The sequence below is a fragment of the Pseudolysobacter antarcticus genome (genome assembly GCF_004168365.1).
Lineage (GTDB): Bacteria > Pseudomonadota > Gammaproteobacteria > Xanthomonadales > Rhodanobacteraceae > Pseudolysobacter > Pseudolysobacter antarcticus.
This window is the reverse complement of record NZ_CP035704.1, coordinates 2,896,587-2,918,107: the sequence shown is the minus strand read 5'-3', so window position 1 is coordinate 2,918,107 and position 21,521 is coordinate 2,896,587. Positions and strand designations below refer to the sequence as shown.

Here is a 21,521-nt window from a genome sequence, read left to right as displayed (position 1 = left end):
TTTTGCCGACGCCGCGTCAAATTCGCGAGTCGTGCAAAGGCAATTTGTACGGCGCGCTGGCCACCTCGCGCACCAGCTTCGGTACCAGATAACCCGACAGCCGCACGCGCAGTTCATCGATGATCGCGAGCGCACGTACATCGTCGACTTCGAAATGCGCGGTGCCAAATACTCGATCGAGCTGATGCAGATAATACGGCAGCACGCCGCACTCGATCAGCCGTTCGGACAATGCGGCCAGCGCATCGGCACTGTCGTTGATACCGCGCAACAGCACACTCTGATTGAGCAAAGTCACGCCAGCATCGCGCAAACGTGCGCATGCTGCGGCGACCGACTCGTCGATCTCGTTGGCATGATTGGCGTGCAGCACGATCACGCACTGCACGTGCAAACGCGTCAGCCAGCTCAGCAGTTCGGCATCGACCCGCTCAGGTAATACGATCGGCAGGCGCGTATGGATGCGCAAGCGCCGGATATGCGGAATCGTCGCCAGCGCCGCAGTCGACTCCGCCAACTTCGGCGTCGCCAGTGACAGCGGATCGCCGCCCGACAGCAATACTTCGCTGATCGAATCGTCCGCGCGCAAATGCTCTACCGCCTCATGCCAGCGGTTTGCGGCGGCGGTTTCCTCGGCGTACGGAAAATGCTGGCGGAAACAATAACGACAATGGATCGCACACGAGCCGGTCGCGATCAACAACGCGCGGCCCTGGTATTTGTGCAGCAGACCATGCGCACTGCGGCTGGCCAGATCGCCGACCGCATCGCGCGTGAATCCGGGCAGCTCCAGCAACTCGGCGGCTTGCGGCAAAACCTGCAGCAGCAATGGATCGGTTGCATCGCCATAACGCATGCGCGCGACAAATCCTCGCGGCACGCGCAGCGGAAACTGGTTGGTCGGTGTCGACAGCAAGGTCTGCTGCAGGTGGCTCAGTCCGAGCATTTTCAGTAGTTCATGCGGGTCGCTGATCGCCTCGCGCCAGAGTTGTTGCCAGCGTGCAGGCTGCGCGAAGTGGGGGCTTGCGGTTATCATTACGTTTCCAACTGCCGGCACTGCCGGCGCCATGTCACAACATTCTCAATTGTAGCCGCTTTCCGCTGCGGCTCGATTGCACTTCGGAGCAAGCGCTATGGCCAGCTATGGCATGAACGACGTCAAGAACGGACAGAAGATTCTGGTCGATGGATATCCGTGCACGATCGTCGATACCGATTACATCAAGCCCGGCAAGGGCCAGGCGTTCACGCGCGTCAAGTATCGCAACCTCAAGACTGGTCGTGTGGTCGAGCTGACCATGAAATCCACCGATACCGTGGAAGCGGCGGACGTGATGGACGCCGACATGCAGTACCTCTACAACGATGGTGAGTTCTGGCATTTCATGCAGCAGGACACGTTCGAGCAGCACACCGCCGACAAGACCGCGGTCGCCGATGCGGCGCTGTGGATCAAGGGCGAGGAAATGTGCATCGTCACGTTGTTCAACGGCGCGCCGCTCATGATCACGCCGCCGAATTTTGTCGAGCTGACCATCGTTGAAACCGATCCGGGCGTACGCGGCGATACTTCCGGCGGCGGCGGCAAACCGGCGCGTCTGGAAACCGGCGCGACCGTGCGTGTGCCGCTGTTTGTCGGCCAGGGCGAAGTGGTCAAGGTCGATACGCGTACCAAGGAATACGTCGGCCGCGTGAAATAAGCGGATGTCGTCCGTGAATTCGTCGCATCCTCCGCACGCCGTCGATACCCTGCTCGAAGCGCGCTGGGTGGTTCCGGTCGAACCGCACGGCGTGGTGCTGGAACATCACAGCGTCGCGCTGGCCGGTGATCGTATCGTCGGCATTGCGCCGATCGAACTCGCGCGCGAGCGTTCGCCGAATGCGAAACGCGTCGAGCTGGCGCAGCATGTATTGCTGCCCGGTCTGATCAATGCGCACACGCATAATCCGATGACCTTGATGCGCGGTCTGGCCGATGATTTGCCGCTGATGACGTGGCTGCAACAGCACATCTGGCCAGCCGAGGCAAAAGTGATGGGGCCGGAATACGCGCGTGATGGCGTCGAGCTGGCGATTGCCGAAATGCTGCGCGGCGGCACCACATGCTGCAACGAGAATTATTTTTTCCCGGACGTGATCGCGGCAACGTATCGACGCCACGGTTTCCGTGCGATGGTCGGTTTGCCGGTGATCGAATTCCCCACCGCGTGGGCGAAATCGACCGAGGAATATTTCGACAAGGCGCTCGCCGTGCACGACGAGTTCAAGGGCGAGGCGCTGATCGGCACGAGCTTCGCGCCGCATGCGCCGTATACCGTGAGCAATGCGAGTTTCGAGCGCCTGCGCATGCTGTCGGATCAGCTCGATATTCCGGTGCATCTGCACTTGCACGAAACCGCGCAGGAAGTTGAAGATTCGCGTCGCGATCATGCCGTACGGCCATTCGCGCGCATGCAGTCGCTGGGCATCATCAACGACCATTTGATCGCCGTGCACATGACCCAGTTGCTCGACAGTGAGATCGCGCAGATCCACGAAGCCGGCGTCTCGATCGTGCATTGCCCGGAATCGAACCTCAAACTCGCCAGCGGATTTTGTCCGGCCGAACAACTGCGTCGCGCTGGTGTGAACATCGCACTCGGCACCGACGGCTGCGCCAGCAACAACGACCTCGATATGTTCGGCGAAATGCGCAGCGCCGCATTTCTCGCCAAGGGCGTCGCCGGTGATGCGAGTGCGTGGGATGCAGCCAGCACCTTGCGTGCCGCGACCTTGAACGGCGCAAAAGCATTGGGCTGGGGCGATCGCATCGGTTCGATCGAAGCCGGCAAACAAGCCGATCTGATCGCCGTGCGTCTTGATGATATCGAAACGTCGCCGATGTACAACGTGATCTCGCAGCTCGTCTATGCCGCGGGGCGGCATCAGGTTAGCGATGTCTGGATCGCTGGCGTGCGCAAGCTGGAAAATCGTGTATTGGTCGGAATGGATATTCGCGAGCTGATGACCAAGGCACAGATGTGGCAGACGCGTATTGCCAGTTCGGCTTGAGTCATCACAGTGAAAAGTTTCAGCCTGATTTTGTTCTTTCTGTGCGTAAGTTCTTGCACACTGGTTAAACCGAAATCCTGGGTGGATTCAAATGATTTTACCGTTACGTTGTCGCGATGGGGCTACACCGTGACTGTCTCGCCGGATGGCAACGTATTGTTTCAGGGCTACAAGCAGGTTCGCGTTTTGGGTGACAGCAAATCTTCGATTAGTCTGGAAAAATATCGGGAAATTGTAAAAGTCGTACGCGATGCGCATATCGAGCAACTGAAAAATCAGTACATCACTCAAAAAGACGGCTGCGGCGAAATGACAATCACTGATTCGTCGCTGATGACGATCAAGGTTGCGGCGGATTCAAAAGCAAAAGAAGTTACGTTTTCTAACGGTTGCACGTGGGGTTCTGTGAAAGACGAGACTCAGCGTATTGATCGATTGGGACAACAGATCGATTCGATCCTTGATACTCATCAGTGGATAGGCTCGCCCGCAAGTTAACGAACTGCGCTGATACGCACTAAGTATCGAAGATCTTTGATTGGTATTTTCGGGCAAGCGCGAACTGCACTTTCACCAACGAACACAGCATCAATGATCAACCAAAACGTCAATCCCGCCGAAACCGCCAAGTTCGATCGTCTCGCCAGTCGCTGGTGGGATGACGCGGGCGAGTCGCGGCCGCTGCACGATCTGAATCCCGTGCGGCTGGCATATGTCGCCGAACGCGCGAATTTGCGCGGCGCGCAGGTGCTTGATGTCGGTTGTGGTGGCGGTATTCTGAGCGAGGCGCTGGCCGCTGCTGGCGCTCATGTCACGGGCATCGATCTGGCGCCGCGTGTGCTCGAAGTCGCGCGCCTGCATTTGCTGGAATCCGGTCATACGGTGGATTATCGCGAGATCAGCGTCGAGGCGCTGGCTGAAGAATCGCCGGGTTCGTTCGATGCCATCACCTGCATGGAAATGCTCGAACATGTGCCGGATCCGGCCAGCATCATCGCGGCGTGCGCGAGCCTGCTGAAACCCGGCGGCGGACTGTTTCTGTCCACGCTGAATCGCACGCCCGCCGCGTTCGCGCTGGCGATTGCTGGCGCCGAATACGCGTTAAAACTGTTGCCGCGCGGCACGCATCATTACGCCCAATTCATTCGCCCGTCGGAACTCGCACGTTGCCTGCGCGCGAGCGGTTTCGAGCTCGAAGATTTACGCGGCCTGGCCTACAACCCGTTCTCGCGGCGCGCGCGACTCATCAGCAATACCTCGGTGAACTATCTCGCTTGCGCGCGCAAGCCGGCATGACCGAGCTAGCGCTGCAATGCGTGCTGTTCGATCTCGATGGCACGCTGGTGGATTCGGCACCGGACTTGATCGGCGCGCTCAATATTTTGTTGCACGAAGAAGGGCGGGCGCCTGCAGATTTCGATGCCTTGCGTCCGATGGTATCGAAAGGCGCACGCGCAATTTTGCGACTGGGTTTTGCCGATGCCGACGATGATCGCATCGAAATTCTGTTGCTGCGCTTTCTGGATATTTACGCCGCCAATATCGCCGTGCATTCACGACTGTTTGCGGGCATGGATGAGGTCTTGCAGCGAATCGAAAACGGCAAGCTGCGCTGGGGCGTGGTCAGCAACAAGGTCGGCTGGCTCGCGCAAGGCGTGCTCGACGCGTTGAAACTCAGCCAGCGCTGCGCCGTGCTCGTTGCCGGCGATACGCTGGCCGTGCGCAAGCCCGATCCAGCGCCGATTCTGCATGCTTGTCAGCTTGCTGGCGTCGACCCGCAACGCAGCGTTTATGTCGGTGACGATGTGCGCGATGTGCAGGCGGGCCGCTCTGCCGGTTTGCGTACGATCGCGGTGAGCTGGGGTTATCTCAACGGTGAAAATCCGCACGATTGGGGCGCTGATGTCGTGGTCGATACGGCACTGGAATTACAGCTTGCGCTTGGACTCGCCGAGCCAGTTTTGCCGGCGTTGAATTTGCGATGAGCGAGGGTGGCACCGCGTTCGCGGCGTTTGAGCAGAAATGGCTCTCGGCGTTTCCTGAAAACAACGTATTGCGGGTGTTCCTGTCGCCAGCGGATCGAGTGCTCAATGCCGCTTTCGCTTGCCTGATATTCGAGCTTGAGCAGACCGCGTTGTATATCGCCGAAGCGCAGATCGCGGCGACCAAATTGAACTGGTGGAGCGAAGAACTCGCGCGCGCCAGCGCTTTGCAAGCGCGTCATCCGATCACGCAAACGCTGATCGCCGATCCACGCGCATGCGCCATCTCGCCCGAGCTGTGGCAGGCACTGGTTCGTGGGGCAGCGGCGCAATTGGGTATCGAGAGCAGTGCAGATTTTGCGACCCAGATCGCGCAGGCGCAGCGCTTCAGCCAACCGCTGGCTTCTATCGAGCAGCAGCTATTTTATGCCGATGGCGGCGCCAGCGGTTCGGGTTCGACTGCTGCCGCATCGCTCGCGGCGTGCGCGCAATTGCTGCGTCAGCTCGCGATGTTGCCGCAAGAACTGCAACAAGGCCGCTTGCCGCTGCCACTCAGCTTGCTCGCGCGGCATCAGCTCAATCGCGAAAATCTGCTGATTGCATCGGCGCAACGAACTGCATCGGTGCGCGATTATCTCAACACGCTGGCAACAGAAATTCGCGCCGCGCTGGCGCTGGGCTCAACGTTAAGCATCAGTCGCCGCGTGCGTGCGCGGCTCGACCTTAGCTTGATCCAGCGCGCGTTGCGCCAAGCCGATCCGCTGCAGGCGCTCAGCAACGACCCCGGCGCGTCGCCGTGGCGCAGCCTGTGGTTCGGCTGGTCTGCGGCGCGGGCGCTCGCCAGTGGCCAACGCAGGCTGTAAATTCGCTGTCTGCGCGAAATGGTGATGTCATTCGGGCTTTGCGGCAGGCTTGAGAATCGCGCCGGCGGACTCCATAACTCGAAACACCTGAGCATGTCCGCTCACCCGTTATTTACGCAGCCGAGCGCAGAATTCGTTACCCTGACGAGGCAAACTCACGACATTCGCGCTGATTGGCTCGCGGATTGTTCGATTCGAACTTGATGCCAGCTTGAAAAAGGATACGGTTATGCCCCCCGTGGAAAACGCACTGCGCACCTTGCCGGATATCGCCAAAGAGGTAAAACCCTTTGTCGCCGGCACGCTGGAATGGGTCGGCATGGGCGAGATCGAAGTGCCGATCAGCCTCGCCGATCAGGCCGGTCGTACCGTGCAATCCGGCGCGCGCGTCACCGCGTATGTGAACCTCAACAAGCCGGAAGTGCGCGGCATCCATATGTCGCGGCTGTATCTGCATGTGGATAGCGTGCTGACCAACGAGCCGCTGACGCCGTGTTCGCTGCGCCGCCTGTTGCGCGAATTTCTCGAATCGCACGCCGATTTGTCGGATCGAGCGATGGTGCGCATCCAGTTCAATCATCTCGTGCGTCGCCCGGCGTTGATGAGCGACAACAGCGGCTGGAAATCGTATCCGATCGCGATCACCGGCGTGATGGACAAGGGCCAGTTCTGCATGGAAATCGCCACCGAGGTGGTGTATTCGAGCACGTGCCCGTGTTCGGCGGCGCTCGCGCGGCAATTGATCCAGGAGCGTTTTGCGCTGGATTTCGCCGCGGGCAAACCGGTCGATTATGAAAAAATGATGTCGTGGCTCGGCAGCGAAGAAGGCATCTGCGCCACGCCGCACAGCCAGCGCAGTTCGGCCGAAGTACGCGTGAAGCTCGTACCGAGTTTCGGTTTCCCGATCATCGAGATTATCGACGCCGTGGAAGACGCGTTGCAGACGCCAGTGCAGACCGCCGTCAAGCGAGTCGACGAGCAGGCTTTCGCCAAACTCAACGGCGCCAACCTGATGTTCTGCGAAGACGCCGCACGCCGCATTCAATCAACGCTCAATCACGACGAACGCATCACCGATTTCTGGGTGCGCGCCTCGCACTACGAAAGCCTGCACCCGCACAACGCCGTCGCGATCGCGACCAAAGGCGTGCTCAACGGATTCCAGGCCGGCAGCGAGAGTTTCGGGCACCTCGGCCACGGTTGATCGCGGTTTCATTTCACGCAAAACGGCGCAGATTTCTGCGCCGTTTTTGTTTGCGAGAACAAGATTCAGCAGTTGCCGAGAAATCCCAAACAACGATCCATTTCACCAGACAAGTGCTTTCGCACTTTTCGCGAGCGATTCGGACATGCCTTTCTTGATGGAACCACGCATGCCCGGCACCGACAGCAGGTAAAGCGTTTCCTGTATCGCCCGCCAATCGTCAGCTGAAATGAGCACCGCTCTCGCGCGTCTACCGGATATCAAGATAGGCTGATGCGACTTGGCAACGTGGTCGATGAGTCGACAAAAATCTGCCCGGGCTTTGCTTGCGGTGATCGGATTGTTCATGGCGTTCACCTGATGCACAAATTGTACGAGAACACGGCTTTGCATAAACCAGCCACTGGCGTTCGCGAAATGAAGATGCAGCGCATTCTATTTGCCCGATTTACAGCATCCTCATCCAGATGTTCTGGCAAGGCCACGCGCCGCCACATTTCCATGATCCATTCGGCCGATGCGGGTGTTTTCGCAGCTCTGCGAGATCCGACCATTTTTGCTGACTTGCGCGTCGACTTGGGTGCAGTCAGCTGGCCCGGGGGGGATTGATTTGGCTCCAGATGCAATGCATCGTCTCATGGAAGAGCCGGGAGGCGATTGCGCGTTGTGAGCTCTTCGCACCCTGTCGAGGAAGCTGTAAATTACTTGGTGCTTAGCATGCTTTTGAGAAACTCTTCATTCGGATTTTTTGATCGAGGCTATCCATGACCTAGAATGCTCCCGGCGCGCGGAGTGGATGTGCAACTACTGACGTGGGCGGACAATCTTACGGAAGCGGGGCACTGGAAGATTGGTCACGGCAAATGGAAGCAGATCGACTGCGGCGATCACAACAAGAAGCGCTCGATAACTCCAATCGGCAGGCGCAAGCGGGCAACCTTAGCTGCGATTCCAACAATCAGACGACTGCGCTAGCGAGGGCCATTGATCATGCGACCAATTTCAGCATCCAATTGCTCCATTTCGGCGCGTTGCTCATGTGACCAGTCTTTCTCTCTCCACTCATTGATCTTAGCGTGCGATCGAATTTCCTGAGGCAACAAGTGTCGCAGACAGTAGTTTTCCCCATCTACTTCCGTCGTTACTTCGGAAAATTCTTTCGTGTCATCGGCTCGCCAGAGCGCCGTTTCCTCAATCGTTCGGCGAATCGCTCGTGCTCCAGGAAGGACTGCGACCCAAAAATCAGCCACGTCATCCCACAGTTCGGGGCGCTTCCGCGCTCGGAACGTCAACATGTGTGTGAGGGCCGCGAGGTAGCGGTAAATAATCGCGCGGCGGGCAATTTCATCCTCCAGCGTGTTTGATCGGTGCTTCTCGAGAAGGTAGGTTTGGAACTGGGCGTAGCCTTCCAGCGAATCTGTGAAGCCAAGGCCAAATTGAACGACCTGCTTCATGATGATGTAGTCGTATCGCCAGTTTGCAACCGCAACCAGAAATAGCGCGCCAAAAGTGCTGTTTTGCGAGGCGATTGCCTCGCGGAGAAACCTAGTTAAACCTTCATCGCTAAGATTTTCGGCGCCAGCTAACTTATCGAACGCCGGTGCTGGGGTTGAACGTTTTCCGGATTGTTTAAATTTTAGAAGGAATTTAAACATGTCGCTAACCTTAGTCGGTGAAAAGAGCGGATGTAAACGTGGGTTCCATTCCGCCGAGAAAACACGAATTTCGGGGGGCATACTGACCTTGCTAAAGTATGCGCTGATGGATGTAGGGCACCACATAGTTTGCAAACTCGCGGCACTTGATTTGCGCAGTCAGAATTGAGGGGAACGGCTCTTCAAAGACCATAGCGCGGCAGAAGTGTAGAGTGATTAGCGAAGATCAAGCCGAAATGGGGAAACCAACCGGATTGGCCCTGATGAGTCGAACGGCATAGGCTATGTCGTAAGCCACCATGAATCCGGTGTTGTAGGTCACGGACATGCCATTTCTTTCCAACTGCTGATCAAGGACATGCTCGGACTCTACTTTGAATTTCGAGACAACCCCACCTACTCGTAATTGCCTAGGTTCTGGCTCTTCGAGGGGCAAAAAAACCACCGGGCCGCCAGAGAAACCCTCGTTATTCAGCGCATCGACAAAAAACATGCCGGAGGTGATATCGACAGCGCTCGACAAAATGCCCTTTTTTACGAACGGAGCCGGGCGTCCGGCAAGCGCATCGGCTTTCATGAACATTTTGTAGGGGTAGCCTACAAAGTAAACGTCCTGGCTGTAGATGATCCCCTTCAGCGTTGGCTCAAGCGGAAGCGAGTCCGAAAGGGGAATATCCGCAGCGAGAACAGCGATATCAGTCTCCCCCCGTGTCGTTCCAACTAGCCGCACAGGAAGCGAAAGCCAACGCTCGTCATGCATGTATTCGAGGTTGTCAACCTGGATTGGATCCCCCAACAAATGCTTAGCAGTCACAAGATATCGCTTGCCGTCGATATCTATAGTGAACGCCGTGCCGTATTGCGGATCGCCGTTCTGCTCAGCACGGATAAATAGCATGCGGCATAGAACATTCGAGGTGATCATGCGAGATCCCAGTCTAGGTAGGCTTTCCAATCGAGGGTACGACAAGACGAGAACGTCAGCTAACGAGGTTGTAGAAAAAGCACCTTGGCGAAAAGTTGGTCGATTTCAGCGTAGTGTCCTCGAATTTTCGAGTCATTTGAAAATAGAGGTATTGGTTAATGATGCCACGGCGCAATTGATCGGAGAAAGGCCGCTGAGTGATCGGTGGGGTCGGTCATGGTTGTAGCGGTGCCGCCAGTCCTCGCTCATGCGACGCACTTCATCGAGCGAGGTGAAGACGTAGCGATCGAGCACTTCGGTGCGAAACGTTCTGTTGAAGTGTTCGATGTAGGCGTTTCGCGTGGGCTTGCCAGGTTGGATATGCAATAGTTCGATGCGATGTTGCGCCGCCCATTGCTTGTGATTGGACTGAGCTTCCAATCTCGATCCTTGGCGGCGAGGTCGGTCTTGAAAGCGTGCGTGATCGGCAGCTTGGCGTTAGCGAAAGCGTTGATCGGCGTGTGGCGTGAACTGTACTCGTGACTGAGCCTTGCTATGCGCAAACGACGCAACCACTTCGAGCGCGCGGGCGATGTCGCGGTTGTTGGTCGGAATGCCGAACGAGGCGCGCAGCGCACCGACGGCGGTGTCGCTGCCGAGACAGGCGGAAAAGCGCGGAATGCTGAAATCGCTGGCGGCTGCGTCGAAGCAACGCGCCGTTGCCGCAGCATCGAATCCGAATGCGGCTTCGGCCGCGCCGGGGTTGCAGAAACAACCGCCACGCAGCGCCACACCAGCGGTGCGCGCACGTTGTTCAAACTCAGCGTACGGCACGACGCGGCCATCAGCGCGCAGCACGTTGAAGGTGAGGGTGGCGCCGGCATCGTCGCTGCCGCCCGGGCCGTAGATGCGCGCGAGTGGCGCACCGTTCGCATGCGTTTGCGCGCGCAGCCCGTGCAGGAATATGCGCGTCAGCTCGCGTGTGCGCAGGGCGATGCGCGCGCCGCCGATTTCGGTCAGAAAATTCAGGCCGGCAATCACCGAACCCATGCCGAGGAAATTCGGCGTGCCGTCCTCGAATCCTTCCTCGCCTGCGCGCAGTTGGTGTCGTCCGTGCTGCACCGACGCGTATTCCACAGTGCCCCCAGCGAACCACGGACGTTGCAGTATCGCAAGTGCGTCGCGCCGCGCAATGAGTGCGCCGAGCCCGGTCGGCAGTCCAAACATTTTGTAGAACGATATCGCGGTGAATTGCGCTGGACAGCGATGCAGGCTCAAGGGATTGGAGGCGACAAACGCTGCCGCGTCCAGCAGCACATCCCAGCCCAGTTCTTGCGCGTTCGCGACCAGCGCTTGCGGGTGCTTCACGCCCGAAAAATTCGACTGCATGGGAAAGGCCAGCAGACCTGCGCCGCAGCGTGTGGCTTGTGCCAGCCGAGCCTCCGGCTCGTCCAGGCGCAACGTTGTGTCGAGTGGCAATACTTGCACCGGTGCCCCGGCACGGTGCGCGTATTCGCGTATGCCGTTTACCGAGTTGTGGTTATCGGCAGACAGCATCAAGCCGCGCTTTGGCGAGAACGGATAGCTCTCGGCCACGAGTTTGATCGCGGCACTCGCGTTGGCGATAAAACATACCGCGTGTGTGCTTTCATCCACATCGAAGTAGGCCAGCACTGCGCGACGCGCGGTTTCGATGAGGGCCGAACTGCCGCGCGATGGTGTGTGTTCGGAGTGCGGATTGCCGAAGATGCCGTCGGCGAGCAGACGCGTTTGTGCTTCGACCTGCGAGGCGCCGTAGAGCGCGCTGCCGGTGTAGTCGAGATAAGCATGATCATGTGCATCGAGGCGTGCGAATTCGCGTCGCCGGAGTGCGTCGAAGTAGTGATCGTTGGCTGGCACGGCGGCGCTCAACATCCTCGTCTCCTTGTCCGCGCGACGGTCGCGGCAACGCTGCTGGTTGGTGTTTTCGATGCGTCGGTTGGCGCAGAATTTTCGTCATCGATACGCGGTACGCCGCCGAAATAGCGGCTCAGTTCTGCGCTGTCTTCAAAAGCCTGGCGCGCCTGCGGCGTGGCATCTGCGGCCAGCACCGGATTGATCACATCGTCGAGCCAATCCTGCATACCGCCGCGCAAAAAATACACGTGACGCAAACCCAGCGCGCGCAGGAAAACCCACGCTTGCGCCGCGTGTGCGCCGCCTTCGGAATACAACACCAGCACGTCGCGATCGGAGAATATGTTCTGATCGATCGTCGCAATCGGATGGTTTTCTGCACCGGGAATGGCGTAAGTCTGATATTCGGCAGGACTGCGCACATCGATTACACGCAGTCCGGATTTGCGCTCGCGAATCCAATTCGCTAGTTGCACTGCGTCGACATGATCTTCCTCACGCGCGACGATGCCGGCGAGTTCGGCGACATCGATCCGACCCGGCGCCGTTCGGTACGGGTTGCCCGCGAAGGGCGCCGCAACGCCGAGCGCGAGCGCTGCAATTCCTAAAGTTCTGGCGGCGCTCATGTCGACGGCTCCAGTTTTTCGAGCAGCCGAAATATGACGAGTGCAATTGCGACGATCGCAAACACGATCACGCCGTACGGCAGACCCAGCAGCTGCGGCAACGTCAGCGCGCCATACGCTGTGCTTTTGTAGAACGGCTCCAGATAAGCAAATGCCAGTCCGCATGCAGTCACGCCGATGAACAAACCGAACATCGTCGCCAGTCCATCGCCGCGACCGCTGGCCGCCGCCACACATGATGTGCCCGGGCACAAACCGCTGAGCACGAAGCCGAGTCCGAACAGTAAACCGCCGGCAAGTTGCGGCACGACAAATGTCTCTGGAACATACAACGCAGAAAGATCGATGAAGCTCAAACGTGCCAGCCAGAAGATGCCGAGCATGGCAGTGAGGATCGCGCTGAACATCACCTTAAAAACGGTGAAGTCCGTGAGATAAAATTGGCCGACCAGCTTGCGCGCATTGCCGAGTCCGGCTTGTTCGAGTGCCGCGCCGAAAGCGGTGCCGATGAGCACAGCCAATCCGAGAGAAGTGTTCATGACCACAACCTGCGCGCGAACACGGCGACCAGATACGCACTGGCGAACACACTGGCCATGAACAACGAACTGCCGACACTGAGCAAGGCGCCGCCGCTCAAAGCCTGGCCGCTGGTGCAGCCGCGCGCGAGCATTGCGCCGACGCCCATCGCCGCGCCTCCCGCGACGGCGTAGAACAATCGCGGACGCGCAGCTAGCCGCGGGCCACGTTCGATCTGCGCGCGCCAACGACCAGCAATAACGGCAGACAGTGCGGCACCGGTCAATAGACCGAGCACCTCGAACACCAACCAGTCGGACGCGAAACCGCCGTCTTCCAGATAACCGCGAAAATATGCGCTGGTGTCGGCGCCTTGAGGTGCGATGGTCGACACCAGACTTGCCGATGCGCTGGCGAACGCGCCACTGGCACCGAGTCCGCGCCCGGTCAGCACGAACGACGCGAGCAGCACGAGGCCGAGGCCTACACCCGCGACATACGGATTGGCGTAAGGCAGCGGCGTTCTCATTTTGCTGCCGCTTTTTTGGCGGGATTTTCCACGGGCAGATCGCGGTTCGACCAATCCTCGAACGATCCATCGTACAGCAGCACTTTGTGGCCGAGCGAACGCGCCGCGAACAACATCTCGGTTGCTTGCTGGCCGATGTGGCAATAGCCGATCACAGTGTCGTCCTGCTTGACGCCGATCTTGTCGAACATCGCGCGCAATTCGTCCGGCGATTTCAGCTTGAGGTCGGTTGTGGTCACCGTTGAGAAAGGCAGGTTCTGCGCACCGGCGACATGCCCGGTCTTGTGCGGACCGCGATGGCCCATGCCAGTATCGATACCGTCGTAATAGGCGGCCGCGCGACCGTCGATTACGACGTAGTCCGGCGTGTGCAAATGCGCTTGAACAAACGTTGCATCGACAATACGCGGCTGCATTTGCAGTGCCGCGAGAGTTCCGCCTGTTGCTGCTGCCGGCGGTGCTTTTGTGGTCTCGCGTTTTTCGTGCAGCCATGCAGTGAGGCCGCCGTCGAGCAATGCGCTGCGCGGGCCGAGACCTGCCGTATCGAGCGTGAAAATCGCTCTTGTGGCTGGCGATACCCAATCTTTGGCGAAGTAGACGACGATGCGGGATTCGTCATTGATGCCAAGCGCGGCGAGGCGTTTATGCAGATCGTCCGCCGTCGGCATTTCCAGCATCAGGCCCTTGCCGGTGTGATCCGATACCGAGATGTCGTCGAGCGAAACATAACGCGCGCCGGGAATATGTTTGGCGTCGTAATCGCCCTTGTCGCCGACATGCAGCAAAACCAGATTTGCGTCGCGCAAATGCTCGGCCAGCCACGCCGTGGAAACAGTCAGGCTTTCTGTCGCCGCTGGCGGCTCACTGGAAAAACCCAGCATCGGCAAAAAAAGAAAAAACGCAGCACCCAGGCGATTCAAAAAAATGTGCATGATAAAACTCCTCACCGATTTGACGTGATCGTCGGCGAGCAGTATCGATGTGCTTACGCGTGCGTGTCGGACGAATGCGAGGCAATCTCGGACGCGGGGCTGGCCCGGAAGTCATGGTCCTGGACTATTCGGCGCCGAACCGCTCGCGATAAGCCTTGGGTGACAGGCCGTAGTGTTTTTCGAAGGCGCGACGGAAGGATTGCGCGCTCTGGAATCCGATCGACGTGGCGATGCGATCGAGATTGCTACGTGGCATGGTCAGGCGCCGACGTGCTTCGGTCAAACGCAACGACAATACAAAATCCGCGGGCGTGGTATCGAACACTTCCTTGAAGCGCCGGCTGAAATGGCGTGTGCCGAGATGCGCCCGCTCGGCCAGCACATCGACCGAAAGATCCTGATCCAGATGCGCCATGATCCACGTCACGAGCTCGCTGAAAGTATCGATCGCACGCGTCTGAAATTGCAGCGGTTCCGAGTATTGATCCTGCCCGCCGGAGCGTTTGACGTAGACCACCATCTCGCGTGCTGCCGACAAGGCGACCTGGCCACCGAAATCCTCTTCGATCAGGGCCAGTGCAAGGTCGATCCCCGCGCTCACACCCGCCGCCGTATAAAAATTTCCATCCTTGATGAACAACGCATCGGCATCGACCAGCAGCGCCGGAAACTGCGCACGCAGATCCGCCGCATGGCGCCAGTGCGTGGTCACGCGGCGTCCGTCGAGCAGGCCGGTCCGTGCGAGCGCATAGGCGCCCGTGCACACTGAGGCAACGCGGCGCGTGCGCGTTGCGCGTTCGCGCAGCCAGCGATCCAGTGCTGTGCCGTAAGGCCCGATACGCAGACCAATTCCGCCCGGCACGATGATGGTATCGACCTCGGGTGCGTGCGCCAGGTCGGTCGCCGGGTGAAACACGATGCCCGACTCCGCGGTAAAAGGCTGGTCGGTCATGCCGATGATCAACAACTCGTAACAGCGCTGCGCATTTCCGCGTGCGTCGATCTGCTCCGCACTGACAAATGCCTCGGCCGGCCCGGTCAGGTCGAGTGCGTTGATACCGTCGTAGCCGAGGATGCCGATCAGGAGTGGTTTGTGTTTCATGCAGCGTAGCTTAGTGCGTCGCGAGCTTGGCTAGGTAGATGACAAGACAAAAATATTTCCATCCGGATCACGGAATTTTGCAAACGTACCCCACGGTTGTTTGGTCGGTGGCTCGACGAATTCGACACCGCGTTGCGTTAGCTGTCGATGCGTCGCTTCGACGTTGTCGCAAGCGAGTGCGCCATTGAAGAATGTGCCGATGCGATCCTGCTGACCATCAGGCGTGAACAGCACCATTCGTGTGGTTGAGTGCGCCACGCGCAGTTCGATCCAGCGCTGCCCGGGGCCCATTGGCTGGTCGGTAGCGATCTCGAATCCGAGTTGTTCGGTATAAAATTTCAGCGCGCGATCCTGGTCGCTGACCGGAATGCCGACAAATTTGATGTGAGTGATCATGCTGCGCTCCGTAGCGTTGGCTGTGCGGCGAGCGCCGCACACGTGGCCGGATTATCCTGCGGATTCGGATTTTTACGTACCGATAAATGCTATATCATTTATCGGTATGAGAACGATCACTTTTGATCCATATGTGCTTGACGTGCTGATGCCGGACTTGGTCGGACACGACAAGCGACCGGCGGCATTTGTCGTGTACCTGTTTCTGCTTGCGGCCGCCACGCGCGGCAAACGCGATACGGTTGAGGCGAGTCTGCAAACCATCGCTATCAAAACCGGCCTGTCGAAATCCACCGTGCAGGAAGCGCTAAGACACCTCAAGCGCCGTGGCCTGATCGACCCAGAGTTGCAGGCAACAACAAGCTCCGCCGTGCGTCGAGTATTACGGCCTTGGTTGCGCTGATTTCATGCTCGGCGAAAAATCACGCGGGCGATTTCCGATAGCCAGCGCGTGATCAAATTCACATCGGCGGAAGTTCATGCCGCCACGGTTCGGCTGCGAGTTGGTCTTCGCGTTCGGCGAACGTGATTCGTCCGTAGGAACGACGCGTATCCAAGTATTGCGGCACGCCAGCGCGGCGCGCGGAGTCGCTGAATATCACGTATTCGTAGCGGTTGCTGCCATCCGCATAACTCAACGCGGGAATGGCCTCGTGGCGCACAAGATAGGTGCAATGCACCACGGGCAGCTCTACCAAGCCACGAATCTCCTGACGCAATAGCTGGTAGTAAAGTTCGCACTCGGCCAGATAACCGTTGGCATCGATCGCGGCGTGATAATTGGAGTACGCGGTCTGCGAGTGCAGCAGCGGTGCGACGATCGGCAAGCCGGTGCGTTCGATCGCGCGCAATGTTTCGCTGCGGATGAAGTTGTCGCAATCGGCCACGAAGTAGTGCGAGTTGTTCGCATGTGCCCAGGTCATCGACGCCTGGCGAATTTCGGCGAGCACGCGAAATCGTTCGCTGTTCCACTCATGTTGACCGTATTGCTGCACTGGTGTTGCGACATCGCTATCATCGAAGTACACGGCTGCATATTGCGCGCCAACACGCGCTATCCACGTCTTGAGAATCGAAGCGGTCGCATCGTTGTTGTTGTTGGTGCGGATGTAGATCAGCAGGCGATCCTTCGGCCAGTCGAACTGCTCGATGCACCACAGGTATAGCGGCAGCGTATGCGCCTTGTCCTTGGCGAGAATGGCAATCGTGATGCGGTCGGTCATCCTCGTACCTCGGACATCGGCCACAGCGCCATCGCCTTCGAGGCGTAGTGTTCTTCGGGCACGATCAGCAACGGTCGCGGGAAATTGAATGGTGCCAGCTGCAGATTTAGATAACCGAAACCGCCCGCATAAAACGACATGCTTTGCTCGTGCGTGGTGTGCGATGACGTCAGCAGCCAGCGCGCGCCACTGCGCTTGAAGTTGCGCAGCACTTTCCAGATGTCGGTTTCCGGCAGATGTTGCAGGCAGTCGCGCGAAAAAATCAGGTCGACCTGCGGCAGGCTGCCTTCGGCAAGATCGACGTTGAGAAACTCAATGCCGGGATGGCGCTCGCGATTCGCCGCGATCAGTTCGGGCACGATGTCGCAGCCGATGTAGTGCGTGCTGCCAAGATCGACATGCGGCATCCAGTTGTAATCGCCGCAGGGCGCATCGAGCATCGATTTGACCGCGAACGCGCGTAGCAACGGCGGCAATGCGCGCCGTACCTGATGCGTGAGGTCGAGGTTTGATCCGAGGCCGGATCGCGATTCGTTGGAACCCCATTCGTTTGCACTGTAGATGCGCTCGAATGCGGTCTTTCTGTCGAGGTTCGGGTCGTCATTCATCGCGGCAGGATAGCGTGGAATCGCAGAAAGGAAAATCTGCGATGTACCTGAGCGCGATAATCCAGGCCAGTCGATTATTTCAATTGCACGCCTGGCAACAACGCCGGATCGAGCCGCTGTTCGAACCAGTTGAAACCCCAGTGCATGTGCGGGCCGCTCGCGCGTCCGGTTTTGCCGACGTTGCCGATGACTTGGCCGCGCTCGATATGATCGCCTACTTTGATATCGAGCTTGCTCATGTGCAGGAACGACGAACTCAAACCGAAGCCGTGATCGATCAGCACCGTGCCGCCGGTTAGCACCAGATCGGTGGCGGCGAAGATCACGATACCGGGTGCTGGTGCGTGGATTGGCGTGCCTTCGATCGCGGCGACATCCAGACCCATATGCGCGGATTTCGGTGTGCCGTTGTCGATACGCTGACTGCCGTAGACGCCACTGATGCGACCGTGAATCGGCAGCTCGAAACCGCCGAGGAAATCCTCGCGCTCGTCGTCGCGTTTGCGTGTTTCGGCCACCGCGGCCTGCTCGCGCTCGATGCGCGCGGACAGTTCGGGATCGGGCGTCACTGTGTGTTGCGGCAGGCCGTCGACTCTCTCGATATGGTATTCGCGTTTGATCACGCCGAGGCTCACGCTGCGTTTGCTGTGATCGGAATACTCGACGCTGATCTGCGCCTTCGGCGGCGCATCGCGACCCACACCGAATACAAACGTACCGTCCTTGCCGACATGCAAGGCGCGCCCATCAAACTGCACGCTGGCATTGGCCTCGGCATGGCCGATCACGAGTGCGCCCTGCTGCACGCTGGCCGGCAAATCCAGCCGATGCGCCGCGCTGTTCGCCAGCAGTGGAATCGTCAACATCAATCCGGTCGCGATCGAACGCGCCGCGCACGACCTCATCGATTGAATTCCAGACGCTGGCCGGGCTGGATATTGCTATCGAATTTTCCATAGCGACAGGCCAGACGGCCGTTGACCCACGTCGCGGCGATGCTGGAACGGAAGGTCATGCCTTCGAACGGCGACCAGCCGCATTTCGACAATACCGATTCGCGTGTGACCGTTTGTGGCGTCTGCAAATCGACCAGCACGAGATCGGCGAAATAACCTTCGCGCAAGAATCCGCGGTCGCGTACGTTGAACAACGTGGCTGGCGCGTGCGTGGTTTTTTCGACGATCAATTCCAGCGGCAACTGGCCATCGAACCAACGTTCCAGCGCGCATTGCAACGCGAACTGCACCAACGGCAAACCGCCCGGCGCGGTTTCGTAGGGTTGCGATTTTTCGGCGAGCGTATGCGGCGCGTGATCGGTGGCGAGCACGTCGATGCGGCCTTCGCGCACTGCCTGAATAATCGCGACTCGATCGCTCGCCGACTTGATCGCCGGATTGCACTTGATGAAATTGCCGCGCGTGGCGTAATCGGCTTCGTCGAATTGCATGTAATGCACGCAGGTTTCCGCGGTGATGCGTTTTTCGGCGATCGGGCCGGGCGCGAACTGCAAAAGTTCTTCCGCGGTCGAAATGTGCAGCACGTGCAGGCGCGAGCCGTGGCGACGCGCGAGTTCGATCGCAAGCCGGGAGGATTTCAGGCAGGCCTCGCGGCTGCGGATGTACGGATGGCGCTCGACCGGAATCGCATCGCCATAACGCGCGCGCTCGATCGCGAGATTGGCCTCGATCATCGGGGTGTCTTCGCAATGCGTCAGCAGAATCGTCGGTGCGTCGCGGAAAATGGCATCGAGCGTGTCGGGATTATCGACCAGCATATTGCCGGTCGAGGCGCCCATGAACACCTTGATGCCGGCCGCCGCGCGCGGATCAAGACTGCGCAGCACGTCGAGATTGTCGTTGGTCGCGCCGAGGTAAAACGAATGATTGGCGACGGCGCGGGTGGACGCGAGGCGAAACTTGGCTTCCAGCGCATCGAGCGTGATCGCCGGCGGTTTGGTGTTCGGCATCTCCATGAAACTGGTGATGCCGCCAGCGACCGCGGCGTGCGATTCGGTCGCGAGGTCGCCCTTGTGTTCGAGGCCGGGTTCGCGGAAATGCACCTGGTCGTCGATCATACCCGGCATCAGCAGGCGCCCGGCGGCGTCGAATACCTGTTCGCCAGCGCGCGCAGTGAGGCCGCTGCCGATCGCTTCGATGCGGCCGTTCTTGATGCGTAGATCGCCGTGGAAACGTCGGCCTTCGTTGATGATGTCGGCGTTGGTGATCAGCCAGTCAGTCATGATGTTTTTCCTCGGATTCGGCAGGGGGTTTCGCAGTCGCTTCAGCCTCGCAATGTGCCGTTGCAGCGACCGAGTTGCAAGCGCAGGATGATCGTGTTGCTACACGGCGCCACAGGCTCGGGAACTGTTCGGGCACCGGATCGTCGCCCGCCCGCGCGAACGGCTGGCAGCGCGCGAGCCGCCACGCCGCCAGCAGGCTGCCGCGCGTGGCGCCGAAACGCGCGATCGCGATTCGTGCGTAATCCGAGCAGCTCGGCTCGAAGCGACAACGTCGCCCGAGCAGCGGGCTTACCCAGCGTTTGTACAGCGCAAGCAGGTAGAGCAGGGGGCGAGTCACGATATTTGTTGAAGTCTTGCGATGGGATTTTTGCGGCGCTGATCGAACATTTGAAATGGTATCAATTCGTTTGCGTGCAAGGGCTTGTTGGCGATATCTCGGCGTCGAGTGCGAAGCGGAAAGTGGAATCGGCGCCGGCAATCTGAACACATCGACATCTTAAAGGTTGCCGCTGCAAGCGACTTAGGCTATAACACGCCGCCGCCCGGCTACAATGGTGTGATGGATATGGCGAAAACCACGAGTAAACCTGCGAAGAAGCCCGCGCTGAAGGCCAAGTCTACGGCGAAGGTCGTCAAGCCAAAAGCGGCGGCGCTGCAATCCAGAACCGCAGCGAAGAGCAAGGCCGTGAAACCGGTCAAGAAGCTCGTTGCGCAAGCGGCGAAAAAATCACCGGCGAAAGCGGTGAAAAAACCGCCTGCCAAGGTAGCCAAGAAGTCGAGCAAGCCGGCTTCCGCCAAGAAATCGATCAAACCGGCACCAGCCAAAAAGCCGATCAAGGCAGTCAAGCTAAGCAAGTCGAAACCGGTAGTAAAAAGACCGGTGGCGGCAGCAAAAAAACCGCTGCTGGCGAAGAAGGCGCTCGTAGTGAAGAAAGTGCCAGCGAAGAAATCCGTGAAACCCGCCGCCAAGCCAGCACCGAAGGCGAAAAAGCCGACAGTCAGCAAGGTGGCAAAAAAAGCGGTAGCGAAAAAGCCTGTCACGCTGGCGAAACCAGCGCCGAGCATGATCAAGAGCAAGCCTGCGGCGGTGAAGTCCGCGCCTGTAAAACCTGTGCCAACAAAACCTGTGCCGGCCAAGCCGGTTATCGCGAAAGCGGTAGCCCCTGTGCCGACAGCAAAACCCATTCCCTCCAAGATTACGACGAATATAAACGCAGTGAAATCAGCAGCAATCAAAAAACCAGCAGTGTCGGCTTCGGATAACGGCATCAAGAAGGAAGGCGGACGTTACCTTTTGTCCGTCAACACAGTCATCGAATTGCCGGTCGGCTACAAGCCGTCCGCGGATGAGGAGTACATGAGTCCATTGCAGCTTGCGTATTTTCGCAACAAGCTGCAGAAGTGGCGCGATGATCTGGTCGAGGAATCGAAGCAGACCATCGACAACCTGCGCGAAGAAGTACGTGATGTCGGCGACGAGGCGGAGCGCGCCACGCGCGAAACCGAGAACTCGCTGGAGCTGCGCACGCGCGATCGTTATCGCAAGCTGATCGCCAAGATCGACAAGGCGTTCAAGCGTATCGAAGACGGTCGTTACGGTTACTGCGAAGAGACCGATGAGGATATTGGTGTCGATCGTCTTGATGCACGTCCGATCGCGACCTTGTGCCTGGATGCGCAGGAGCGCTGGGAACATCGCCAGAAACAGATGGGCGACTAAGCCTGATTGATCGTTCTGCAAGATCGAAAAGCCCCGCATTGCGGGGCTTTTTTGTGCCGGAAGATATGCGGT

The 21,521-nt window shown here is 58.8% G+C and carries 26 protein-coding genes; 9 read left to right on the top strand and 17 right to left on the bottom strand.

The features are described from left to right. Nucleotides 1-16: 16 nt before the first annotated feature. Nucleotides 17-1,036, bottom strand: coding sequence for an EF-P beta-lysylation protein EpmB (gene epmB, locus ELE36_RS12470; protein WP_129833774.1), 1,020 nt, complete (start codon nucleotides 1,034-1,036; stop codon nucleotides 17-19). A 97-nt stretch (nucleotides 1,037-1,133) separates the two neighbouring features. On the opposite strand from epmB, the gene efp reads away from it, so the two are divergent. The 7 genes from efp (at nucleotide 1,134) to folE2 (ending at nucleotide 7,100) form a co-directional block, all read left to right on the top strand. Further along, nucleotides 1,134-1,700 (top strand): elongation factor P, encoded by a 567-nt coding sequence (gene efp, locus ELE36_RS12465; protein WP_129833772.1) that lies wholly within the window; start codon nucleotides 1,134-1,136, stop codon nucleotides 1,698-1,700. A gap of 13 nt (nucleotides 1,701-1,713) precedes the next feature. After that, nucleotides 1,714-3,051, top strand: coding sequence for a TRZ/ATZ family hydrolase (locus tag ELE36_RS12460; protein ID WP_425480878.1), 1,338 nt, complete (start codon nucleotides 1,714-1,716; stop codon nucleotides 3,049-3,051). A gap of 9 nt (nucleotides 3,052-3,060) precedes the next feature. Next, complete coding sequence (locus ELE36_RS12455; protein WP_129833768.1) at nucleotides 3,061-3,549, top strand: DUF6438 domain-containing protein; 489 nt, start codon at nucleotides 3,061-3,063, stop codon at nucleotides 3,547-3,549. A gap of 93 nt (nucleotides 3,550-3,642) precedes the next feature. Continuing rightward, the gene (ubiG, locus tag ELE36_RS12450) at nucleotides 3,643-4,347 is read left to right on the top strand and encodes a bifunctional 2-polyprenyl-6-hydroxyphenol methylase/3-demethylubiquinol 3-O-methyltransferase UbiG (protein WP_129833766.1); all 705 of its coding nucleotides are present in this window, start codon (nucleotides 3,643-3,645) and stop codon (nucleotides 4,345-4,347) included. Continuing rightward, nucleotides 4,344-5,036, top strand: coding sequence for a phosphoglycolate phosphatase (gene gph, locus ELE36_RS12445; RefSeq protein WP_129833764.1), 693 nt, complete (start codon nucleotides 4,344-4,346; stop codon nucleotides 5,034-5,036). The genes ubiG and gph overlap by 4 nt, the downstream gene beginning before the upstream one ends. Beyond that, entirely contained in the window at nucleotides 5,033-5,896 is an 864-nt protein-coding gene (locus tag ELE36_RS12440) for a squalene/phytoene synthase family protein (RefSeq protein ID WP_129833762.1), read from the top strand. Before gph ends, ELE36_RS12440 begins: the two co-directional genes overlap by 4 nt. A 229-nt stretch (nucleotides 5,897-6,125) precedes the next feature. After that, nucleotides 6,126-7,100, top strand: coding sequence for a GTP cyclohydrolase FolE2 (gene folE2 / locus ELE36_RS12435; RefSeq protein WP_129833760.1), 975 nt, complete (start codon nucleotides 6,126-6,128; stop codon nucleotides 7,098-7,100). 102 nt (nucleotides 7,101-7,202) lie between these two features. Here the strand turns inward: folE2 and ELE36_RS12430 are convergent, their stop codons facing one another. The 11 genes from ELE36_RS12430 to ELE36_RS12380 form a co-directional block, all read right to left on the bottom strand. Next, the gene (locus ELE36_RS12430; RefSeq protein ID WP_129833758.1) at nucleotides 7,203-7,448 is read right to left on the bottom strand and encodes a type II toxin-antitoxin system Phd/YefM family antitoxin; all 246 of its coding nucleotides are present in this window, start codon (nucleotides 7,446-7,448) and stop codon (nucleotides 7,203-7,205) included. 623 nt (nucleotides 7,449-8,071) lie between these two features. Next, nucleotides 8,072-8,755, bottom strand: coding sequence for a hypothetical protein (locus ELE36_RS12425; RefSeq protein ID WP_129833756.1), 684 nt, complete (start codon nucleotides 8,753-8,755; stop codon nucleotides 8,072-8,074). Nucleotides 8,756-8,981: 226 nt separating this feature from the next. Next, the gene (locus tag ELE36_RS12420) at nucleotides 8,982-9,680 is read right to left on the bottom strand and encodes a S1 family peptidase (protein WP_129833754.1); all 699 of its coding nucleotides are present in this window, start codon (nucleotides 9,678-9,680) and stop codon (nucleotides 8,982-8,984) included. Between the two features lie 132 nt (nucleotides 9,681-9,812). Further along, entirely contained in the window at nucleotides 9,813-10,100 is a 288-nt protein-coding gene (locus ELE36_RS12415) for an integrase core domain-containing protein (protein WP_129833753.1), read from the bottom strand. A 57-nt stretch (nucleotides 10,101-10,157) separates the two neighbouring features. Next, nucleotides 10,158-11,573, bottom strand: coding sequence for an aminotransferase class V-fold PLP-dependent enzyme (locus ELE36_RS12410; protein ID WP_129833751.1), 1,416 nt, complete (start codon nucleotides 11,571-11,573; stop codon nucleotides 10,158-10,160). Beyond that, complete coding sequence (locus ELE36_RS12405; RefSeq protein WP_129833749.1) at nucleotides 11,567-12,181, bottom strand: rhodanese-like domain-containing protein; 615 nt, start codon at nucleotides 12,179-12,181, stop codon at nucleotides 11,567-11,569. The genes ELE36_RS12410 and ELE36_RS12405 overlap by 7 nt, the downstream gene beginning before the upstream one ends. Then, nucleotides 12,178-12,720 (bottom strand): YeeE/YedE thiosulfate transporter family protein, encoded by a 543-nt coding sequence (locus ELE36_RS12400; RefSeq protein ID WP_129833747.1) that lies wholly within the window; start codon nucleotides 12,718-12,720, stop codon nucleotides 12,178-12,180. Before ELE36_RS12400 ends, ELE36_RS12405 begins: the two co-directional genes overlap by 4 nt. Continuing rightward, nucleotides 12,717-13,229 carry a YeeE/YedE thiosulfate transporter family protein gene (locus ELE36_RS12395; RefSeq protein WP_129833745.1) on the bottom strand — a complete coding sequence of 171 codons (513 nt, stop codon included), beginning with the start codon at nucleotides 13,227-13,229 and terminating at the stop codon, nucleotides 12,717-12,719. The genes ELE36_RS12400 and ELE36_RS12395 overlap by 4 nt, the downstream gene beginning before the upstream one ends. After that, the gene (locus tag ELE36_RS12390) at nucleotides 13,226-14,161 is read right to left on the bottom strand and encodes a sulfurtransferase (protein ID WP_129833743.1); all 936 of its coding nucleotides are present in this window, start codon (nucleotides 14,159-14,161) and stop codon (nucleotides 13,226-13,228) included. The genes ELE36_RS12395 and ELE36_RS12390 overlap by 4 nt, the downstream gene beginning before the upstream one ends. Before the next feature lie 124 nt (nucleotides 14,162-14,285). Continuing rightward, entirely contained in the window at nucleotides 14,286-15,263 is a 978-nt protein-coding gene (locus tag ELE36_RS12385) for a GlxA family transcriptional regulator (protein WP_207215770.1), read from the bottom strand. A gap of 30 nt (nucleotides 15,264-15,293) precedes the next feature. After that, nucleotides 15,294-15,659, bottom strand: coding sequence for a VOC family protein (locus ELE36_RS12380; RefSeq protein ID WP_129833741.1), 366 nt, complete (start codon nucleotides 15,657-15,659; stop codon nucleotides 15,294-15,296). A 106-nt stretch (nucleotides 15,660-15,765) separates the two neighbouring features. On the opposite strand from ELE36_RS12380, the gene ELE36_RS12375 reads away from it, so the two are divergent. Then, nucleotides 15,766-16,062, top strand: a complete 297-nt coding sequence (locus ELE36_RS12375) for a helix-turn-helix domain-containing protein (protein WP_129833739.1) — start codon at nucleotides 15,766-15,768, stop codon at nucleotides 16,060-16,062. 58 nt (nucleotides 16,063-16,120) lie between these two features. Here ELE36_RS12375 and ELE36_RS12370 read toward each other — a convergent pair whose 3' ends face one another. From ELE36_RS12370 to yidD, 5 genes are all read right to left on the bottom strand, one after another. Continuing rightward, the gene (locus tag ELE36_RS12370; protein WP_129833737.1) at nucleotides 16,121-16,882 is read right to left on the bottom strand and encodes a glycosyltransferase family 2 protein; all 762 of its coding nucleotides are present in this window, start codon (nucleotides 16,880-16,882) and stop codon (nucleotides 16,121-16,123) included. Further along, nucleotides 16,879-17,490, bottom strand: coding sequence for a class I SAM-dependent methyltransferase (locus ELE36_RS12365; protein ID WP_129833736.1), 612 nt, complete (start codon nucleotides 17,488-17,490; stop codon nucleotides 16,879-16,881). Before ELE36_RS12365 ends, ELE36_RS12370 begins: the two co-directional genes overlap by 4 nt. 74 nt (nucleotides 17,491-17,564) lie before the next feature. Then, nucleotides 17,565-18,395: a M23 family metallopeptidase gene (locus ELE36_RS12360; protein ID WP_129833734.1), complete on the bottom strand. Its 831-nt coding sequence runs from the start codon at nucleotides 18,393-18,395 to the stop codon at nucleotides 17,565-17,567. Further along, nucleotides 18,392-19,729, bottom strand: a complete 1,338-nt coding sequence (locus ELE36_RS12355) for a dihydroorotase (RefSeq protein ID WP_129833732.1) — start codon at nucleotides 19,727-19,729, stop codon at nucleotides 18,392-18,394. Before ELE36_RS12355 ends, ELE36_RS12360 begins: the two co-directional genes overlap by 4 nt. Next, on the bottom strand, nucleotides 19,722-20,066 hold the full coding sequence (gene yidD / locus ELE36_RS21185) for a membrane protein insertion efficiency factor YidD (protein WP_207215769.1): 345 nt from the start codon (nucleotides 20,064-20,066) through the stop codon (nucleotides 19,722-19,724). Before yidD ends, ELE36_RS12355 begins: the two co-directional genes overlap by 8 nt. 228 nt (nucleotides 20,067-20,294) lie before the next feature. Here yidD and dksA point away from each other — a divergent pair, with 228 nt between their 5' ends. Then, the gene (gene dksA, locus ELE36_RS21180) at nucleotides 20,295-21,449 is read left to right on the top strand and encodes an RNA polymerase-binding protein DksA (RefSeq protein ID WP_129836850.1); all 1,155 of its coding nucleotides are present in this window, start codon (nucleotides 20,295-20,297) and stop codon (nucleotides 21,447-21,449) included. The last annotated feature ends 72 nt before the right edge of the window (nucleotides 21,450-21,521 follow it).

What these genes read in the sequence shown, in the direction of transcription:
- epmB (WP_129833774.1), bottom strand. Translation starts at nt 1,036, where the DNA reads ATGATAACCGCAAGCCCCCACTTCGCGCAGCCTGCACGCTGGCAACAA.
- efp (WP_129833772.1), top strand. Translation starts at nt 1,134, where the DNA reads ATGGCCAGCTATGGCATGAACGACGTCAAGAACGGACAGAAGATTCTG.
- ubiG (WP_129833766.1), top strand. Translation starts at nt 3,643, where the DNA reads ATGATCAACCAAAACGTCAATCCCGCCGAAACCGCCAAGTTCGATCGT.
- gph (WP_129833764.1), top strand. Translation starts at nt 4,344, where the DNA reads ATGACCGAGCTAGCGCTGCAATGCGTGCTGTTCGATCTCGATGGCACG.
- ELE36_RS12440 (WP_129833762.1), top strand. Translation starts at nt 5,033, where the DNA reads ATGAGCGAGGGTGGCACCGCGTTCGCGGCGTTTGAGCAGAAATGGCTC.
- folE2 (WP_129833760.1), top strand. Translation starts at nt 6,126, where the DNA reads ATGCCCCCCGTGGAAAACGCACTGCGCACCTTGCCGGATATCGCCAAA.
- ELE36_RS12430 (WP_129833758.1), bottom strand. Translation starts at nt 7,448, where the DNA reads ATGAACAATCCGATCACCGCAAGCAAAGCCCGGGCAGATTTTTGTCGA.
- ELE36_RS12425 (WP_129833756.1), bottom strand. Translation starts at nt 8,755, where the DNA reads ATGTTTAAATTCCTTCTAAAATTTAAACAATCCGGAAAACGTTCAACC.
- ELE36_RS12420 (WP_129833754.1), bottom strand. Translation starts at nt 9,680, where the DNA reads ATGATCACCTCGAATGTTCTATGCCGCATGCTATTTATCCGTGCTGAG.
- ELE36_RS12410 (WP_129833751.1), bottom strand. Translation starts at nt 11,573, where the DNA reads ATGTTGAGCGCCGCCGTGCCAGCCAACGATCACTACTTCGACGCACTC.
- ELE36_RS12405 (WP_129833749.1), bottom strand. Translation starts at nt 12,181, where the DNA reads ATGAGCGCCGCCAGAACTTTAGGAATTGCAGCGCTCGCGCTCGGCGTT.
- ELE36_RS12400 (WP_129833747.1), bottom strand. Translation starts at nt 12,720, where the DNA reads ATGAACACTTCTCTCGGATTGGCTGTGCTCATCGGCACCGCTTTCGGC.
- ELE36_RS12395 (WP_129833745.1), bottom strand. Translation starts at nt 13,229, where the DNA reads ATGAGAACGCCGCTGCCTTACGCCAATCCGTATGTCGCGGGTGTAGGC.
- ELE36_RS12390 (WP_129833743.1), bottom strand. Translation starts at nt 14,161, where the DNA reads ATGCACATTTTTTTGAATCGCCTGGGTGCTGCGTTTTTTCTTTTTTTG.
- ELE36_RS12385 (WP_207215770.1), bottom strand. Translation starts at nt 15,263, where the DNA reads ATGAAACACAAACCACTCCTGATCGGCATCCTCGGCTACGACGGTATC.
- ELE36_RS12380 (WP_129833741.1), bottom strand. Translation starts at nt 15,659, where the DNA reads ATGATCACTCACATCAAATTTGTCGGCATTCCGGTCAGCGACCAGGAT.
- ELE36_RS12375 (WP_129833739.1), top strand. Translation starts at nt 15,766, where the DNA reads ATGAGAACGATCACTTTTGATCCATATGTGCTTGACGTGCTGATGCCG.
- ELE36_RS12370 (WP_129833737.1), bottom strand. Translation starts at nt 16,882, where the DNA reads ATGACCGACCGCATCACGATTGCCATTCTCGCCAAGGACAAGGCGCAT.
- ELE36_RS12365 (WP_129833736.1), bottom strand. Translation starts at nt 17,490, where the DNA reads ATGAATGACGACCCGAACCTCGACAGAAAGACCGCATTCGAGCGCATC.
- ELE36_RS12360 (WP_129833734.1), bottom strand. Translation starts at nt 18,395, where the DNA reads ATGAGGTCGTGCGCGGCGCGTTCGATCGCGACCGGATTGATGTTGACG.
- ELE36_RS12355 (WP_129833732.1), bottom strand. Translation starts at nt 19,729, where the DNA reads ATGACTGACTGGCTGATCACCAACGCCGACATCATCAACGAAGGCCGA.
- dksA (WP_129836850.1), top strand. Translation starts at nt 20,295, where the DNA reads ATGGCGAAAACCACGAGTAAACCTGCGAAGAAGCCCGCGCTGAAGGCC.